15 protein-coding genes and 1 pseudogene are annotated in these 17,774 nt (G+C 73.2%); 8 read left to right on the top strand and 8 right to left on the bottom strand.

Going from position 1 to position 17,774, the window contains the following annotated elements; translation table 11 throughout:
- The first annotated feature begins 103 nt into the window (after positions 1–103).
- The 4 genes from pstS to pstB are packed head-to-tail and all read left to right on the top strand — an operon-like array spanning position 104 to position 4,220.
- Positions 104–1,207: a phosphate ABC transporter substrate-binding protein PstS gene (pstS, locus tag ACN261_RS06140; protein WP_421484362.1), complete on the top strand. Its 1,104-nt coding sequence runs from the start codon at positions 104–106 to the stop codon at positions 1,205–1,207.
- 42 nt (positions 1,208–1,249) lie between these two features.
- Positions 1,250–2,341, top strand: a complete 1,092-nt coding sequence (gene pstC, locus ACN261_RS06145) for a phosphate ABC transporter permease subunit PstC (RefSeq protein WP_425848845.1) — start codon at positions 1,250–1,252, stop codon at positions 2,339–2,341.
- On the top strand, positions 2,338–3,426 hold the full coding sequence (gene pstA, locus ACN261_RS06150; RefSeq protein ID WP_421484363.1) for a phosphate ABC transporter permease PstA: 1,089 nt from the start codon (positions 2,338–2,340) through the stop codon (positions 3,424–3,426). Before pstC ends, pstA begins: the two co-directional genes overlap by 4 nt.
- Positions 3,427–3,443: 17 nt before the next feature.
- Positions 3,444–4,220 (top strand): phosphate ABC transporter ATP-binding protein PstB, encoded by a 777-nt coding sequence (pstB, locus tag ACN261_RS06155; RefSeq protein ID WP_145921987.1) that lies wholly within the window; start codon positions 3,444–3,446, stop codon positions 4,218–4,220.
- Positions 4,221–4,898: 678 nt separating this feature from the next.
- On the opposite strand, the gene ACN261_RS06160 is transcribed toward pstB, so the two are convergent.
- On the bottom strand, positions 4,899–5,822 hold the full coding sequence (locus tag ACN261_RS06160) for an NUDIX hydrolase (protein WP_425848850.1): 924 nt from the start codon (positions 5,820–5,822) through the stop codon (positions 4,899–4,901).
- Positions 5,823–6,029: 207 nt separating this feature from the next.
- On the opposite strand from ACN261_RS06160, the gene ACN261_RS06165 reads away from it, so the two are divergent.
- Positions 6,030–6,998: a Gfo/Idh/MocA family protein gene (locus tag ACN261_RS06165; RefSeq protein ID WP_421484365.1), complete on the top strand. Its 969-nt coding sequence runs from the start codon at positions 6,030–6,032 to the stop codon at positions 6,996–6,998.
- A 53-nt stretch (positions 6,999–7,051) separates the two neighbouring features.
- On the opposite strand, the gene ACN261_RS06170 is transcribed toward ACN261_RS06165, so the two are convergent.
- From ACN261_RS06170 to ACN261_RS06185, 4 genes are all read right to left on the bottom strand, one after another.
- Complete coding sequence (locus ACN261_RS06170; protein ID WP_425848854.1) at positions 7,052–8,056, bottom strand: anion permease; 1,005 nt, start codon at positions 8,054–8,056, stop codon at positions 7,052–7,054.
- 4 nt (positions 8,057–8,060) lie between these two features.
- Positions 8,061–8,687, bottom strand: coding sequence for a DUF47 domain-containing protein (locus tag ACN261_RS06175; protein ID WP_067311399.1), 627 nt, complete (start codon positions 8,685–8,687; stop codon positions 8,061–8,063).
- Positions 8,688–8,806: 119 nt separating this feature from the next.
- Positions 8,807–9,808 carry a PPK2 family polyphosphate kinase gene (locus ACN261_RS06180; RefSeq protein ID WP_421484366.1) on the bottom strand — a complete coding sequence of 334 codons (1,002 nt, stop codon included), beginning with the start codon at positions 9,806–9,808 and terminating at the stop codon, positions 8,807–8,809.
- A gap of 62 nt (positions 9,809–9,870) precedes the next feature.
- On the bottom strand, positions 9,871–10,377 hold the full coding sequence (locus ACN261_RS06185; RefSeq protein WP_421484367.1) for a DUF402 domain-containing protein: 507 nt from the start codon (positions 10,375–10,377) through the stop codon (positions 9,871–9,873).
- Between the two features lie 141 nt (positions 10,378–10,518).
- Between ACN261_RS06185 and ACN261_RS06190 the strand changes: the two genes are divergently transcribed.
- A complete protein-coding gene (locus ACN261_RS06190; protein WP_421484368.1) occupies positions 10,519–12,717 on the top strand; it encodes an ATP-dependent DNA helicase in 2,199 nt (732 codons plus the stop codon).
- 72 nt (positions 12,718–12,789) lie between these two features.
- Here the strand turns inward: ACN261_RS06190 and ACN261_RS06195 are convergent, their stop codons facing one another.
- Positions 12,790–14,094: an AI-2E family transporter gene (locus ACN261_RS06195; protein WP_425848858.1), complete on the bottom strand. Its 1,305-nt coding sequence runs from the start codon at positions 14,092–14,094 to the stop codon at positions 12,790–12,792.
- A 156-nt stretch (positions 14,095–14,250) separates the two neighbouring features.
- Between ACN261_RS06195 and ACN261_RS06200 the strand changes: the two genes are divergently transcribed.
- Together ACN261_RS06200 and ACN261_RS06205 are read left to right on the top strand one after the other, a co-directional pair.
- Positions 14,251–14,598, top strand: a complete 348-nt coding sequence (locus ACN261_RS06200) for a GroES family chaperonin (protein ID WP_088643178.1) — start codon at positions 14,251–14,253, stop codon at positions 14,596–14,598.
- Positions 14,599–14,703: 105 nt separating this feature from the next.
- Entirely contained in the window at positions 14,704–14,871 is a 168-nt protein-coding gene (locus ACN261_RS06205) for a hypothetical protein (RefSeq protein ID WP_204924719.1), read from the top strand.
- 40 nt (positions 14,872–14,911) lie between these two features.
- Here ACN261_RS06205 and ACN261_RS06210 read toward each other — a convergent pair.
- Positions 14,912–16,394, bottom strand: a pseudogene (locus tag ACN261_RS06210) (PrsW family intramembrane metalloprotease); the annotation flags it as partial.
- Between the two features lie 68 nt (positions 16,395–16,462).
- Entirely contained in the window at positions 16,463–17,728 is a 1,266-nt protein-coding gene (locus ACN261_RS06215) for an FUSC family protein (protein ID WP_421484369.1), read from the bottom strand.
- Positions 17,729–17,774 lie beyond the last annotated feature (46 nt).

Genomic DNA, 17,774 nt, shown 5'->3' on the forward strand with positions numbered 1-17,774 from the left:
ACCGTCTACCTGGCACTTCTAGCTTTCGTGTCAGCCGGTCAGCGCCGGCACTCGGGCCCCAATCCGGGCGACCTGACCAAAGACGTGAAGGGAAACCCCTCAGGTGAAGCTCCAGCGGCACGGCGCCATTGCCTGCCTCGCTCTTACCGCGGTCCTCGGCCTCAGCGCCTGCGGCTCGGACAACAACGAGCCGGCCAGCGCCTCCGCCTCCGGCTCGGCCAGCGCGGCCGACTGCGGCAAGGGCACCCTGAACGCGCAGGGCTCCTCCGCGCAGAAGAACGCCATGGCTGAGTGGATCAAGGCGTACCAGCAGAAGTGCAGCGGCACCACGATCAACTACGAGTCGACCGGTTCGGGCGCGGGCATCCAGGCGTTCATCGCCGGCACCGCCGACTTCGCCGGTTCCGACTCCGCCCTCAAGCCGGAGGAGCAGCCGCAGGCCGACGCCAAGTGCACCGGCGGCGCGGCGCTCAACCTGCCGATGGTGATCGGCCCCGTCGCGGTCGTCTACAACGTCGGCGGCCTGGACAACCTCCAGCTCAAGCCGACCACCCTGGCGCAGATCTTCGCCGGCAAGGTCACCAAGTGGGACGACCCGGCGATCAAGGCCGACAACCCGAACGCCACCCTCCCGGCCTCGGCGATCCAGACGGTGCACCGCTCCGACGAGTCGGGCACCACCGACAACTTCACCAAGTACCTGTCGAAGACCGCGCCGTCGGACTGGACCTTCGGCAACAACAAGGCGTGGAAGGCCCCCGGCGGCCTCGGCGCCCCCAAGTCCGACGGTGTCGCCTCCAAGGTCAAGAGCACCGAGGGCACGATCAGCTACGTCGAGTGGTCGTACGCCGAGAACTCCGGCCTGAAGAAGGCCAAGGTGCAGAACGGGGCCGGCGAGTACGCCGAGCTGACCGCCGAGTCGGCCGGCAAGACCATCGCCGGGGCCAAGATCGAGGGCCAGGGCGACGACCTCAAGATGTCGATCGACTACGCCACCAAGGAGGCCGGGGCGTACCCGATCGTCCTGGTGACCTACGAGATCGTGTGCAGCAAGGGCATCGCCGCCGACAAGCTGCCGCTGGTCAAGGGCCTGCTGGGCCACGCCGCCAGCACCGAGGGCCAGGCCGAGCTGGTCGAGCTGGGCTACGCCCCGCTGCCCGACTCGGTCCGGACCAAGGTCGAGGCCGCGGTCAAGAACCTGGCCTGAGCATCCCGAGCGACATCACCTCAAGTCGAAGCGAGCGAGCAGATGGGTGAAACCCCTCACCGCTCGGCACACGCCGGCACCGGCGGACACCCCGTGACCCTGGGTCACGAGCGGTCCGCCGGTGCCTCGGCGCGTGTGGCCGAGGCACCAGTCAGCCCCCGTACCCCCGATGACGACCGTGGCCTCGGCGGAGGCGGCGGGCTGCCCCGGGCCCGCGCGTTCGGCGCGGAACGGGCGTTCCGTGGCGTGACCCTGGCCGCCGGCGTCGCCGTGCTGGTCATCATCGCGGCCATCGCGGTCTTCCTGATCGCCAAGGCCGTGCCGGCGCTGCGGGCCAACAGTGCGAACTTCTGGACCTTCGAGGGGTGGTTCCCCAACGACGATCCACCCACGTTCGGCATCGGCGCGCTCGCCTTCGGCACCGTGCTCACCGCCCTGCTGGCGCTGCTGGTCGCGGTGCCGGTGGCGCTGGGCATCGCCCTCTACCTGTCGCACTACGCGCCCCGGCGGCTCGGCACCGCGCTGGGCTTCGTGATCGACCTGCTGGCCGCCGTGCCGAGCGTGGTGTTCGGCCTGTGGGGGCGGGACTACCTGGTCGGGCCGGTCGCCGACCTGTCGGCCTGGCTGAACAGGTACTTCGGCTGGATCCCGATCTTCGGCGACGGCCCGTACGGCAACTCGATCCTGCTCGGGTCGCTGGTCCTGGCGATCATGGTGCTGCCGATCATCACCTCGCTCTCCCGCGAGGTGTTCCTCCAGACCCCGACGGCCAACGAGGAGGCCGCCCTCGCGCTGGGCGCCACCCGCTGGGAGATGCTGCGCACGGCGGTGCTGCCGTACGGCCGGCCGGGCATCATCGCCGCCGTCATGCTCGGCCTCGGCCGGGCGCTCGGCGAGACCATCGCGCTCGCGCTCACCCTCGGTTCGACGTACGCCATCTCGTTCAACATCCTCGCCAACGGCGGCAACAGCATCGCCGCGAACATCGCCAACCGGTTCGCGGAGGCGAACGAGACCGGCCGGGGCGCGCTCATCGCCTCCGGCCTGGTGCTCTTCGCGATCACGCTGGTCGTCAACATCACCGCGCGGGGGATCATCTACCGCCGCCGCGAGTTCACGGAGTCGGCCGCATGACCACCACCCTCACCCCCCGCCGTTCCCGCCCGCCGGCCCAGCCGGACAGCCTGCGGGCCCGCCGCCTGCCCGGGTACGCCGCCCCCGCCCTGGCGGTGCTGGCCCTGCTGGTCGCCGCCGGCATCGTCTACGGCGTCGACCTCGGCGGACCGGTCCTGGTCGTGGTGCTCGGCGCGCTGCTCTACCTGACCGGTCTCTTCGTCGCGGCCAACGCGGTGGAGGGCCGACGCTCGGCCCGCAACCGGTTTTGGAGCGCGCTGATCCATTCCGCCCTGGTGCTTGCCGTGCTGCCGCTGGCCTCCGTGGTGTGGACGCTGGTCAGCAAGGGCACCGCCCGGCTCGACGCTGACTTCTTCGGCAGCTCGATGAACAACATCGGGGCCCGGGACGCCAACGGCGGCGCGTACCACGCCATCGTCGGCACCCTGGAGCAGGTCGGCATCGCCACCGCGATCACCGTCCCGCTCGGCGTGCTCTGCGCGATCTACATCGTCGAGTACGGCCGGGGCCGGTTCGCCTTCACCATCCGGTTCTTCGTCGACGTGATGACGGGCATCCCGTCCATCGTCACCGGCCTGTTCGTGCTGGCCTTCTGGGTGCTGATCGTGTCCCCGTGGTTCAACGACGGCCAGCCCGGCTTCTCCGGTTTCGCCGCCGCGCTCGCGTTGAGCGTGCTGATGCTGCCCACGGTGGTCCGTTCCACCGAGGAGATGCTGCGGCTGGTCCCCGCGCCGCTGCGGGAGGGTGCGTACGCCCTCGGCGTGCCGAAGTGGAAGACGATCCTGCGGGTGGTGTTGCCGACCGCCCTGCCCGGCATCGTCACCGGCATCATGCTCTCCATCGCGCGGGCCGCCGGGGAGACCGCCCCGGTGCTGCTCGTCGCCGGTGGTGGCGCGGCGATCAACTTCAACCCGTTCGAGAACAACCAGTCGTCGCTGGCCCTCTTCGTCTACCAGCAGGCCGGCGAGGCGTCGAGGTACTCCCCGGCACGGGCCTGGACCGCGGCGTTGACCCTGGTCGTCCTCGTGCTCGTCCTGACCGTCGCCGCGAAGCTGCTGGCCCGCCGCAACCGGCTCGGCCGATGAACCCCGGAGGTACCACCATGGCCAAGCGCATCGACGCCACCGACGTGACCGCCTACTACGGCGGTTTCAAGGCGATCGAGAACATCAACCTGACGGTCGAGCCGAAGACGGTCACCGCCCTGATCGGTCCGTCCGGCTGCGGCAAGTCGACCTTCCTGCGATCGATCAACCGGATGCACGAGGTGCTGCCGGGTGCCCGGGTCGAGGGCAGCCTGACCATCGACGGCCAGGACGTCTACCACCGCGACGTCGACGTGACCGCCGTCCGCCGCATGATCGGCATGGTGTTCCAGCGTCCGAACCCGTTCCCCACCATGAGCATCTTCGAGAACGTGGTGGCCGGGCTGCGGCTCAACGGGGTCCGCCGGAAGTCCATCCTGGACGAGGCCGCCGAGAAGGCGCTGCGCGCGGCGAACCTGTGGGACGAGGTCAAGGACCGCCTCGGCAAGCCCGGCGCGGGCCTGTCCGGCGGTCAGCAGCAGCGGCTGTGCATCGCCCGGACCATCGCGGTCGAGCCGCAGGTGGTGCTGATGGACGAGCCCTGCTCGGCGCTGGACCCGATCTCGACGCTGGCCATCGAGGACCTGATGTTCCAGCTCAAGGACAAGTTCACCATCATCATCGTCACCCACAACATGCAGCAGGCGGCCCGGGTCTCCGACCGCACCGCCTTCTTCTCGATCGAGAAGACCGGTGACCCCGGCCGGCTGATCGAGTACGACAACACCCAGAAGATCTTCAGCAACCCCGGCCAGAAGAAGACCGAGGACTACATCACCGGCCGCTTCGGCTGACCCCCACCCGCTCCGCCCACTCCGCTGCGCGGGGCGTGCGGGGGCCGGACGTCCGTCCGCAGGGCGGGGCACGGGACCCGGGCGGGCGGGGCCGTGGCGGGGCCGTGGTCCGGGCGGGCGGAGCCGTGGCGGGCCGGGGCGGGGCCGGGGTCCGGCGTGGGCGGGGTCCGGCGTGGGCGGGGCCGGGCGCGTGACCGGGTGTGCGGGGGCCGGGTGTGCGGGGGGGGCCGGGTGTGCGGGGGGCCGGAGGCGTCCCTGCGGGGCGACCGCCGCAGCGGTGGGGCCCCGGAACACCCCTGCGGGCCCTTTCGACCTGATGACGTCAACGACTCACCCGCCCAGCGACGTCGCCGGTCCGACCGCCCGCACGGGTACCCCCGCCCGGTGGCACGGGTACCCCCACCCGGTGGCACGGGTACCCCCGCCCGGTGGCACGGCGCCACCAGCGGCCGCAAGGCCCGGTACGCGAACCGTCCGTACCGGCGGTGCCGGTGAGTCGCCAGCGTCATCAGCTCGAAAGGGTCCAGTGGCGACCGTCCGGGCCGGGGCCGCCGGTTCGCCGCCGGGCCCGCACTCGGTGGACCTGCACATGGACCTGCACGGTGGAGCGCGGCGGAACCGAGTGCAGCGGGGCCGGTAGCCCCCGACCGTTCGCCCGACGCGGGAGGCGGGCGGAAGTCAGGCGAGGGTGAAGTGCGGGGTGCCGTCCTCGGCGACGTGGAGGCGGGGGGTCACCGGGGTGGCCGCGTCCCGGGCCGCCGAGGCACGCGCCACCGCCGCCACGCCACCGGTGCCAGCAGCGCCAGCAGCCACGCCAGCGGCGGCACCGGTAGCAGCGGCGGCACCGCCGGCAGTGACGCCGCCGGCCGACACGGCAGCGCCGCCGGCAGCGGCGGCGGCCACCTCGGCCAGGGTGACCAGGGTGGGCGGGAGCATGGTCAGCTCGCCGGCCAGGGCGTCCGCCGGGCGGACCCACATGGTGTGGTCGGCCTCGCCGGAGACGTCCCGGGTCCGCTGCCCCTGGGGCAGCAGAGCGACGAAGAAGTACGTGTCGAAGCGGCGCGGCTCGAACTCCGGGGTGATCCACCGGCTCCACGGCAGCAGCAGGTCGGACCGCAGGGTGAGCTGCCGCTCGGCGAGCAGCCCGGCGAAGCCCCGCCGGCGCGCCTCCAGATCCTGCCGTGCGGCCTCCCAGTCGTCACCGCTGACGTCGCCCACCACGGTGTCCGGGTCGGGGCCGGCCAGCAGCACCCCGGCCTCCTCGAAGACCTCCCGCGCGGCGGCGCACACCACGGCCCGGGCGGCCTCGGGCGTGACGCCCAGCCGCCCCGCCCAGGTTGCCGGGTCGGGCCCGGCCCAGTCCAGGTGCGCCTCGGAGTCCGACGGGTCGACACCGCCGCCGGGGAAGGCGTACACCCCGCCGAAGGCCATCGCGGCGACCCGGCGGATGACGTACACCTCGAAGTCGGTGCCGGTCGGGCGGAGCAGCAGCACGGTGGCCGCGACCCGGGGCGTCGCCGGGGTGCCGCCCTCGGCGTGGAACCGACGGGCGTGCTCGACCAGGGCCGGCGGGGCGGGGAAACCGGTGCCGTCGATCGTCATGCGCCGAGCCTAGCCCCGCCGCCCGGACCACCCCCGGGCCGACGACCCGGGCCGACGACCCCGGCGGACGCCTCCCGGTCGACGTCCCCGGTTCGACGTCCCCGGTCCGACGTTCCCGGCGGGCGGGCCCCGACGCGCGGGCCCCGACGGGCGGGACGACGGTGCCGGGCCGCCGACGCCTGACGAGCGGCGGGCTAGCGTGGGCGCATGACACGTTGGGGGATTCTGTCCACCGGCCACATCGCCGGCCGGTTCGCCGAGGACCTCCGGCTGGTGCCGGGGGCCGAACTGGTCGCGGTCGGCTCACGGACCATCGGGAGTGCCGAGGAGTTCGCCGGACGTCACGGGGCCGACCGGGCGTACGGCTCGTGGGCCGAGCTGGCGGCCGACGACGGGTTGGACGCGATCTACGTGGCCACCCCGCACGCCGCCCACCACGAGGCGGCCCGGATCTGCCTGGAGGCCGGCCGGGCGGTGCTGCTGGAGAAGCCGTTCACCCTGGACCTGGCCACCAGCACCGAGCTGGTCGAGCTGGCGCGGGCCCGGGGGGTCTTCCTGATGGAGGCCATGTGGATGCGCTGCAACCCGCTGATCCTGCGCCTGGTCGAGCTGGTCCGGGCCGGGGCGATCGGCGAGGTGACAGGTGTGCGGGCCGACTTCGGGGTGGCCGGGCCCTTCCCGCCGGAGCACCGGATGCGTAACCCGGCGCTGGGCGGCGGCGCCCTGCTGGACCTGGGCGTCTACCCGGTGAGCCTGGCCCACCTGCTGCTCGGCGTGCCGCAGCACGTGCAGGCGTGGGCGAAGCTCAGCCCGGAGGGGGTGGACGAGAACACCGGCATCGTCTTCGGGTACGACTCGGGCGCGGTCGCCACGCTCGGCTGCGGCATGGTGGGGGCGACCCCGCTGACCGCCGCGATCACCGGCACCACCGGCCGGATCGAGCTGCCCGAACCGTTCTTCCGGCCGGGTTCGGCGGTGCTGCACCGGGCCGGTGCCGAGCCGGAGACGCTCACCGACGACCCGGCCGGCGGCGGCTACCAGTACGAGGCCGTCGAGGTGCAGCGCTGCCTGGCGGCCGGGCTGACCGAGAGCCCGCTGGTGCCGCACGCGGTCACGCTGGAGGTGATGGCCCTGCTGGACGACATCCGGGCCAGGATCGGCGTCGACTACGCCTGAGCACGGCGTCGCCGAGGGGCACCCCGGGACCGGGGGCCCCTCGGCGACGACGGTCAGAACAGCGGGCGGACCAACAGGTAGGTGAGGCAGGCAATCAGCGCGGCGGCCGGGAACGTGATGATCCAGGCGAGCACGATGTTGCCGGCCACGTTCCAGCGGACGGCGGAGAGCCGCTTGGTCGCGCCCACCCCCATGATCGCCGAGGTGATCGTGTGGGTGGTGGAGATCGGGGCCTTGAGCACCAGGGCGTTGAAGTAGAGCACCGCGCTGGCCACCGTCTCGGCCGCGAAACCCTCCGGCGGACCCAGGTCGATGATCTTACGGCCCAGGGTCCGGATGATCCGCCACCCACCGGCGTACGTGCCGAGCGCCAGCATGGTCGCCGAGGTCCAGAAGACCCAGCCCGGGATGTGCGTCTTGTCGTCCTGGAATCCGCCGGTGTAGAGGGCCAGCACCACGATGCCCATGGTCTTGGCCGCGTCCTGCATGCCGTGGCCGACCGACATGGCCGCCGCCGAGGCGGTCTGCGCCCACCGGAAGCCCCGGTTGAGCTTGCCCGGCTGCCCCTTGCGGAACGCCCACAGGATGGCCAGCATCAGCAGGTAACCGAGGGTGAGCCCGATGATCGGGGACAGCACCATCGGCAGGATGACCTTCTCGCCGATGGTGATCCACTGCACCACACCGCCGGTGGAGAGCAGGGTGGCCCCGACCAGCCCGCCGAACAGCGCGTGCGAGGACGACGACGGCAGGCCGAAGTACCAGGTGATCAGGTTCCAGGCGATCGCGCCGAGCACCCCGGCGAAGACCACCCCGAGACTGCCCACCCCGGTGGGGAGGGTGACCAGGCCGTCACCGACGGTCTTGGCGACCCCCGCGCCGAAGTGCGCGCCGACGAAGTTGCCGACCGCGGCCAGGCCCAGGGCGATCCGGGGGGTCAGCGCCCGGGTGGAGACGCTTGTCGCGATCGCGTTGGCGGCGTCGTGGAAGCCGTTGGTGTAGTCGAACGCCAGGGCCACCGCGATCACCGCCAGCACGGCGATGAGTTCGGGACTCACAGGATCAGGACTCCTTGACCGCGATGGTCTCGACGGTGTTCGCCACGTGCTCGAAGGCGTCGCAGGCGGCCTCCAGCTCGTCGGCGACCTCCTTCATCTTCAGCACGGTCAGCGCGTCGTACTCGCCGGAGAAGAGCCGGACCAGCAGCATCCGGTACGCCTGGTCGCCGTCGTTCTCCAGCCGGTTGCACTCGATCCAGTAGTCCTCGAGATCCTTCATCGACTTCAGCCGGGGCATCGCCTCGGCGGTCAGCTTGGCCTGGAGGTCGAGCACGTTGACCAGCTCGTGCAGCTCGCGCGGCAGCGACGGGAGCTTGGTGAGCCCGTAGAGGTAGAGCAGGTTGCCGACCGCCTCCAGGTGGTCCATCACGTCGTCGAGCAGCGAGCCCAGCCGGTAGATGTCCTCCCGGTCGAACGGGGTGATGAAGGTGGAGTTGATCTTCTTGTAGAGATCGTGGGTGATCTGGTCGCTGTCGTGCTCGACCTCGGTCAGCCGCTCGCTGACCGACTGCACGTCGACGCCGGGCAGGGCCAGCTCGTTGAGCAGCTCCGTGCCCTTCACCAGGTTCTGCGCGGCCCTGGTGAAGAGCTCGTAGAAAGCGCCCTCGGTGGGACGGAAGGAAAACTTCACAGCACGGACCTCGTCGTGTCGGTGGAAGGGTGGCCGCCGCCCCAGGGGGCGTCCGCTGATGCATGCTAGGTACCCCACCGGAGCGGGTCTCCGCCGGCCTACCCCTGGTCAGAACCGATTCACCGCTCGTTCATCTGCTGTTCACCTCGGCCGTCACCACCGCCACTCGCCAACCGCTGGCGCTCCCGTTCCACGTCGAAACCGGCAGCCGGATACCCCAGATCAAGACCCTCGAACGTCTCCCGCAGCAGGTGCGCCACCGCCCAGTCCCGGTACCACTTACGGTCCGCCGGGACCACGAACCAGGGCGCGGCGTCCGTGTCGCACCGCCCCAGCGCCTCCGCGTACGCGGCCTGGTAGTCGTCCCAGCGGGCCCGGGAGTCGAGGTCGCTGGGCTGGTACTTCCAGTACTTCGTCGGGTCGGTCAGCCGCTGCGCCAACCGCCGCGCCTGCTCGTCCGGCGAGATGTGCAGCATCACCTTGACCAGGGTCACCCCGCCGTCGGTCAACTCCCGCTCGAAGGCGTTGATCTGGTCGTAGCGGGCCCGCCAGGTCTGCTCGGGCACCAGGGCGTCGACCCGGGCCACCAGCACGTCCTCGTAGTGCGAGCGGTTGAACACCCCGACGTACCCGGGCGGGGGCAGCGCCCGGCGGACCCGCCACAGGAAGTCGTGCCGCAGCTCCTGCCGGGTCGGCGGGCCGAACGAGCGGAGGTGCAGGCCGAGTGGGTTCATCGCGCCGGCCACCCGCTTCACCGTGCCGTCCTTGCCCCCGCAGTCCATCGCCTGGAGCACCAGCAGCAGCCGCCCCGGTCGGCCCCGGCCCAGCCGCGCCCCGTCCCGGGCGGGAGCGGACACCGACGGGCCCGGTTCGCCGGCCGCCCGCGCGGTGGCGAACAGCATCTCCTGCTGCCGGGCGAGTCCGGCACCGACCAGCTCCACCTGCCGGCGGGCCCACGGCTTACGGTCCCGGCCCCGGCCCGCCACGACGGGCAGCCCCGGGGTGGCCCGGGGGTCGACCGCCCCCAGGTCGACCGGGCCGCCACCACCGGGCACCCGCAACAACTGCCGCATCGTCGCCCCCTCGGGTACGACGACCTCCGTCTCCTCGTCTGCGCGCATCCCCCGATCCTCGCCCACCACCGCACCGGCCGCCTCCCGGGCGTCGGTCGGGCCACGCCCGGTCAGACCACCAGGGCCAGCCACTTCCGGTACGCCGAGGCGAACGGCTCGGTGCCGTCGCCGAGGGCGGTGAGCAGCTTCGCCGCCGCCGCCTGCGCCTGCGCCACCACGTCGTCCGGGTAGCCGAACCGGACCCGGTGCTCGGCGAACTCGTCCTCGTCGCGCAGCTCCACCAGGCCGGTGGTCCGGCGGCGCACCACGTCCAGGTCGAGGTCGACCAGGTGGACGGTGTCGTCGCCCTCCCAGCGGGCCGGGGTGGCGATGTCGCAGTAGACCTCGCTGGTCCGGGGCGGCGGGTTGAACATGCCCGTCCACCAGGCGTGGTGCGGCACCAGCAGGACGAAGGGGATCTGCTCCACCGAGGGCCGGCCGTGGTAGACCGAGGCGGTGCCCTCGGTCACCCCCAGCCACACCCCGAGGTCGTCCTCGGCCAGCCGGCGGGCCGGGTAGTCGCGGTGGGCGCTGCCGTCGTACTTGCGGTAGATCACACGGACCACGTCGCTCGGCATGAATCGCACCCTAGCCGATTCCGACCCCTCCCCGCCGCAGCGAGTTGACCCGTCCGGGGTCACGACAATCCGGACGGTGACCGCGCCACGCGGGGAGGCGGCGGCACGTCCACTGTCGGCGGCGGCGGGTACCGTCGCACGGTGACTCCGCCCCGTACCGCCGCCGGCCCCAGTACCCCCTCGGCCCGCTCCGGCCGTCGGCGCGGTGGTCGGCCGAGCGGCACCGAGCTGCTGGCGGCGGCGGTCGGCGCGGTGCCCGGCGGCGCGACCCGGCCGGGCCAGCAGCAGATGACCGAGGCGATCGAACGCAGCATCGCCGCCCGCGAGCACCTGCTGGTGCAGGCGGGCACCGGCACCGGCAAGTCGCTGGGTTACCTCGCCCCCGCGCTGACCGTGGACGGGCCGGTGGTGGTCTCCACCGCCACCCTGGCGTTGCAGTCCCAACTGGTCGAGCACGACCTGCCCCGGCTCGCCGACGCGGTCGAGCCGCTGCTCGGCCGCCGCCCGACCTTCGCCGTGCTCAAGGGGCGGCACCACTACCTCTGCCTGGCCCGGCTGGACAACTCCACCGAGGACGAACCGGAGGACACCCTCTTCGACGCGCCCGCCGAGCGGCCCGGTGGCGGGACGAAGTGGCTCGGCGAGGCCGGCCGGATGGGCAAGCAGATCCAGCGGCTGCGCGACTGGGCCGAGAAGACCGACACCGGCGACCGGGACGAGCTGGACCCGGGCGTCGACGACCAGGCGTGGCGGCTGGTCTCGATGCCGGCCCGCGAGTGCGTGGGGGCGTCGCGCTGCCCGTTCGGCCAGGAGTGTTTCGCCGAGGCGTCCCGGGCCCGCGCCCGCGAGGCCGACGTGGTGGTCACCAACCACAGCCTGCTCGCGGTGGACATGCTGGCCGGCCGGCACATCGTGCCGCCGCACAAGCTGCTGATCGTCGACGAGGCGCACGAGCTGGCCGACCGGGTCTCCTCGGCCGCCCAGGCCGAGCTGGTGCCGGAGCAGATCGACCGCTCCGCCCGACGGGCCCGTCCGCTGCTGCGACCGGACGTCGCCGACCGGCTCACCGAGGCCGGCGACGCGCTCGCCGTGGGGCTGGCCGAGGCCCCGGCCGGCCGGCTCACCGGCGGCCTGCCCGGCCCGCTGCGCGAGGCGTGCACGCTACTGGACGCGGCCACCCGGGCCGCCCTCGACGCGATCGGCGACATCAAGGCCGACGACCCGGACCCGGTCCGCAAGCAGCAGGCCAAGGCGGTGCTCGACGAGCTGTCGACCACCGCGCAGCGGCTGCTGGAGGAGGCCGACCACGACGTCGCCTGGGTGGAGAAACCGGACAACGGCAGCCGCCGGGCGCTGGTGGTCGCGCCGCTGTCCGTCGCCGGCACCCTCGCCACCCACCTGTACGACGAGCGCACGGTGGTCGCCACCTCGGCGACGCTGGCGCTGGGCGGCCGGTTCGACACGGTGGCCCGGGCGCTCGGCCTGGAGGCGCCGCCGCCCGCCCCGCCGTCCCCGGCCGCCGCCGCGTTGGCCACCGCCACCGCCGGCCGGTCGACAGGCGTCGTCGGCGGCGGTACGGCGGTCGGGGCCGGCGGGGCGGATGCCGGCGGGGTGGCGAGCACCCCGGGCAGCCGGGCCGCCACCGGCGTCGTACCGGCCACGTCGGGGCCGGGCTGGTCGTCGCTCGACGTCGGCTCACCGTTCGACTACGCCCGGCAGGGCATCCTGTACGTCGCCGCGCACCTGCCCCGGCCCAGCGTCTCCGGGCTGCCCGAGGCGGCCGGTGAGGAGTTGCTGCGGCTGGTCGGCGCGCTCGGTGGCCGTACCCTCGGGTTGTTCTCCTCCCGGCGGGCCGCGCAGCAGGCGGCGGAGCTGCTGCGGGCACGCACCGACCTGCCGGTGCTGCTCCAGGGCGAGGAGGCGCTGCCGCTGCTGGTGCGGCGGTTCCGGGAGGAACGGTCGAGCTGCCTGTTCGGGGTGATGTCGCTCTGGCAGGGGGTGGACGTGCCGGGCGACTCGTGCCAGCTCGTGGTGATCGACAGGCTGCCGTTCCCGCGCCCCGACGAGCCGCTGGCGGCGGCCCGCGCGGCGGCGGTGGACGCGGGCGGCGGGTCCGGCTTCTCGGCGGTCAGCGTGCCGATCGCGGCGGTCCGGCTGGCGCAGGGGGTGGGCCGGTTGATCCGGGCCACCGGCGACCGGGGGGTGGTCGCGGTCCTCGACTCGCGGTTGGAGACGGCGCGCGGCTACGGGCCGTTCCTGCGCCGCTCGCTGCCCCCGTTCTGGTACACCACCCGGCCGGAGGTGGCCCGGGGCGCGCTGGAGCGCCTGGCCAAGCTCTGACCCCGCGACGGCGGGCCGCCCGCTCCCCGGCGGGGAACGGGCGGCTCGCGGTGTCGGTCGGACCGTTGCCGGTCAGGGCGCCTGGGAGGCGACCACCACGGCGTCCGGTGGGGTGTCGGGCACGCTGCGGGCGGCGAGCCGGCGTACGGCGGTGTTGAGCACCGCGATCAGCGGCACCGCGACCAGCGCGCCGGTGATGCCGGCGAGCACCACCCCGGCGGCGATCCCGATGATCACCGCGAGCGGGTGGATGGCGACCGCCCGACCCATGATCAACGGTTGCAGGAGGTGCCCCTCGACCTGCTGCACGCCGATCACCACGCCCAGGATGATCAGCGCGGTCACCGGACCGCTGTCGACCAGCGCCACCAGCACCGCCACCCCGCCGGAGAGGGTGGCCCCGACGATCGGGATGAACGCGCCGAGGAAGACCAGCGCGGCCAGCGGGAAGGCGAACGGGATGTCGAAGACGACCAGGAAGATGCCGATGCCCACCGCGTCGATGAACGCCACCAGCACGGTGGCCCGCACGTAGGCGCCGAGCGTGGCCCAGGACGCCCGGCCGGCGTCGTCGACCTTCCACCGGGCGGCGACCGGCAGCAGGCGGACCAGGAAGCGCCAGATCCGGCTGCCGTCGCGCAGGAAGAAGAAGGTGGCGAAGAGCACCAGGATCGCGCCGGTGAGCACCTCGGCCAGGGTGGCGGCGGTGGCCAGGGCCCCGCTGGTGAACCTCTCGGTGTTGCCGTTGATCCAGCCCTGCGCCTCTTCGATGTAGCGGTTGAGCTGGCTGTCCGACAGGTGCAGCGGGCCGGTCTTGAGCCAGTCCTGGATCTGCCGGACGCCCTGCGACGACTTCTCGCTCAGCTCCGGCACGCCCTGGATGAACTCGTTGACCACCAGGGTCAGCGTGCCCACCACCGCGGCCAGCCCGCCGACCATCACCACCGCGGTGGCCAGCGACCGGGGGAACCGGGCCCGCAGCAGCCAGCCCACCGCCGGGGCGAGCAGCGCGGAGAGCAGCAGTGCCACCGCCAACGGGATGATCACGATGCTGATCGTCCCGACGATCTTCAGCAGCGCCCAGGTGACCACGCCGATCACGATCAACCGCCACGACCAGGCGGCGGCGATCCGCAGCGCGTGCGGCACGTCGGCGTCGTCGCGGCTGGAGGTGGAGTTGTGCATGGCCGCCGGGGGTTCGACCCCGACCACCGTCGCCGACGGGGCGGCCGGCGGGCCGGGGGACGCGGGTGTGGCCACTGCGGCCCCCTCGGGCGCGTCGACCGGATCGGCGCGCCCCGCGCGGACCGACTCCCGTCCGGACTCGTACGCGCGGCGGAGTCGGCCGCGTACCCGCTCGAAGCGGCTCAAGCGCACCTCCTGAGAAACGACACCGGGACGCCCACGGCGACGGCCCGGACAGGGTACGTCCGTACGCCCGCCACCGTAGGGCAGTTTCGCCACTCATTGCCCCACACCGCATCGGCTCAACCACCGCACGGGCGTCACCGGCCCACACGGTAGCGTCTTGGCGTGACCGCCGACCCGAACCTCGACACCGGCCTGCCGATCCGCCTGCTGCACGACCGGGTGCTGGTCAGGCAGGACGGCAGCGAGGGCGAACGCCGCTCCACCGCAGGCATCGTCATCCCGGCCACCGCCGCCGTCGGCAAGCGGTTGGCCTGGGCCACCGCAGTGGGGGTGGGTCCGCACGTGCGCGCCGTGGTGGCCGGCGACCGGGTGCTCTTCGACCCGGACGACCGTTCCGAGGTCGAACTGCACGGCCGGGGGTACGTGCTGCTGCGCGAGCGGGACGTGCACGCGGTCGCCGCCGAACGGGTGGAGAGCGAGTCCACCGGCAGCACCGGCCTCTACCTGTAGGGGGCCCGACCTTCCCGGGGCGTCGGGGTCGTCGCGGGCGGCCTACCGGTTTGTCCCGCTTCCCGGCGGGAAGCCAGGCACGTCCAGGTGCCCTGGGGAGGGACGATGCCGGTTCTCGTGAAGAAGGTGCTGCTCTGGGGCAGCGTCGCCTTCCTGATCTACTTCATGGCGTTCCGCCCGGACGGGGCGGCCCAGATGTTCAAGGGGATCGGGGCGGCCCTGATGGCGATGGCCCAGGGCCTCGGCGACTTCCTCACCACCCTGATGACCTGACCCCGCCCGTCGGGCCCGACTCCGCCCGGGGCCGGGCCGGTCAGCGCCCGCCGGGCGGCCAGGGGGCGGCCGGGCGGGGGCCGTACCAGCCGGGCGGGCCGTACCCGGCCGGGTAGGCCGGGGGCGGCGGCGGGGCGAGCACCACCGGGATCGGCACCACCGGCGAATCCGGGGCGTCGACGACCCGCTGCGTGCCGTCGGGGAACCGCAGGTGGTAGCGCTGCCCGTCCCAGACCCCCACCGGCGTCTGCGGGTCCCGGCCGACGAAGAACGACCGGTACGCCGCGATCGTCTCCAGCAGCTGCCGTTCCTCCCGCAGGGTGTTCTCCCGCTCCGCCGGCTTGCGGTCCAGGCCACGCCGCATCCCGTCGCGCAGCAGCGCCAGCCGGGTCGCGGCGAACTGGTAGCCGCGCATCGCACGCAGCCCGGCGTCGCCACCGACCCGCCGCGCCCAGGTGCGGGCGGCGTGCCGCCGGCCCAGGCTGCCCAGGGCGGCCACCTCGGGCGGGCTCAACCAGCCGGCCCGCACGTAGTCGGGCAGGGTCCGCTCGGTGAGCCGGCCCTCCCAGGCGCGCAGCCAGACCGCGAAACCGACCATGCCGAAGAAGATCGGCACCATCACCGCGACCATCCCGTAGAAGAAGATCACCGCCTGGCCGGTGGCCTGGACCAGCGTCGGGATCAGGTTCCAGGTGCCGTGCAGCATCATCGCCAGCAGCAGGCCGGCAATCGGGGCGAGCACCCGTACCCGCCGGTCGGCGGTGCGGGCGGCGATGCCCAGCCCCACCCCGGTCATCGAGGTGAACAGCGGGTGGGCGAAGCCGAAGAAGAGGATCCGGGAGATGAAGATGACGATGACGTTGCGTACGCCGGTGGCCGGCCCCCACTGGTCGACGCCCGAGGCGTACCCGAGGCCACCCAGGTAGAGGATGTTCTCCACCATGGCGAACCCGACGGCGGACAGCCCGCAGTAGACCAGGCCGTCGGTGATCCCGGACCACTCCCGCCGGCGGAAGATCAGCAGCAGGATCGGACCGAGCGCCTTGGTCAGCTCCTCGATGAACGGGGCCACCAGCACCCCGGTCAGCGACGACGACAGCCCCCAGTCCTTGAACAGGGCGGCGAAGCTGTTGTTCACCGTCAGCGACGCGGCGGTCGAGACGAACGCGCCCCAGGCGAAGCAGAAGATCAGGTACTTCAGCGGTTCGGGTTCGTACCGGTCGAGCCAGAGGAAGCAGGCCACCAGGACGGGCACCGGCAGGATCGCCGCGGTCACCCCGACCAGCAGCGCGTCCAGACCCAGGTTGGAGCCGAGCGTGTAGAGCATGTAGACCGCGCAGGCGGCGATCAGCAGCACCACCCCGGCCAGCACCAGGACCCGCCGCCAGCCGAGCCGGCGCAGCGGCATCCGGGGCGCCGCGGCGTCCGGCGACGGTACGGCGGGCGCGGGCGGCGGCGGGGGCCCGCCGGGCGGGGTGTCGGCCATGTGGATCAGCGTAGTCATCCCCGGCCCGTTCGGCCGGGCTCTCCCGGTGCGCGGTGGGCCGGTCCGGCCGGCGCTGCGGTCGGGCCGGCCCGGTCCGGGGCCGGATCAGCCCAGCGGCGGGGCGGTCGGCGGTTTCGGGGCGGCGTGCTGCTCGGCCGGACCACCGCCCGGTTTCTCCTTGTCGCCGAACGCCTGCCGGACCAGCCGGTTGGCGTCCTCCTGCTCGATCCCCGAGGCGACCAGCAGGTCACTGGCGGTGGTACGCACCTGGGCGATCACCACACTGCCGGAGAACCCGACCCCCTGGTCGTACGCCCGGCCGGCCTCGCTGACCGCGCGCAGTGACCGTTCCCGGGCCCGCTCCGGCTCGTCCCCGACGGCGAACTCGTGCCGCAGCAGGCGGACCGACTCGGCCAGGTGGACCACCGCGTCCGGCATCGGGTCGGGCACCGGCTCGTCGTCCTCGATCATGGTGACCGACCGCCGGATCAGGGTGCCGCTGTTGCGCATCGCCCGGTCGATCGGGTCGGCCGCCTCGGCGTAGTGGGTCAGTTCGCTGCGCCGGTGCCAGCGGGCCGGGGAGAGCGTGCTGGTCTCCTTGGCCCCCTCGATGGCCTCGGTGAAGGTGGCCAGTTCCTCCTTGTTCTCGCGGAGCCGGTCCAGTGCCCGCTGGGCGGCCCCCCGGTCCCGGTCGCGCAGCGCCTGGGCGCAGACGTCGAGCTGGTCGGCGAGCAGGTCCAGCGCCGGCCGGGCCGCCCGGTTGATCACCCGGAGCGGGTTGAGCGGCAGCAGGATCGCGGTGACCAGCAACGCGATGCCACCGCCGACGAACGCGTCGACGAACCGGGGCAGCTCCAGATCCTCGGTGGACGGGCTCAGCGTGACGATCAGCACGGCCGTCGCGGCGGCCTGGATCACCACCGCGACACTGGCCCCGAAGAAGGTGGTGAGCACGATGGCCGCGGTCACCACCAACCCGAGCTGCCAGCCCCCGGTGCCGAGGAAGTAGATCAGCACGTCGCCGAGGAACACCCCGACCGCCACCCCGACGATCAGCTCCACCGTCCGGCGCAGCCGCTGGCCCACCGAGGCGGCCAGGGTGCCGACCGCCGAGATCGGTGCGAACACCGGTTGCGGGTTGCCCAGCAGGTGGTGCGACACGATCCAGGCCAGCGCGGCGGCCAGGCCCGCCTGCACGGCCAGGCCCAGGGCCAGGTGCACCTGGTGCAGCCGGTCGCGCAGGGTGGCCCGGCCCCGCTGGCGCAGGAAGGCCATGGCACCGGCGATCCGCGCGGTGTCGACGTCGTTGCCGGCGTCACGCAGCCCGGCCCGACGCAGCAGCGACGGTTGTCGGTCCCGGGCCACGGCCATGGCGGGGACTACCCACGTCGCACCGGTTCATCCCTGCGGCACAATC

Source organism: Micromonospora sp. WMMD723 (genome assembly GCF_049863385.1).
In the GTDB taxonomy this organism is placed as follows: Bacteria; Actinomycetota; Actinomycetes; order Mycobacteriales; family Micromonosporaceae; genus Micromonospora; species Micromonospora wenchangensis.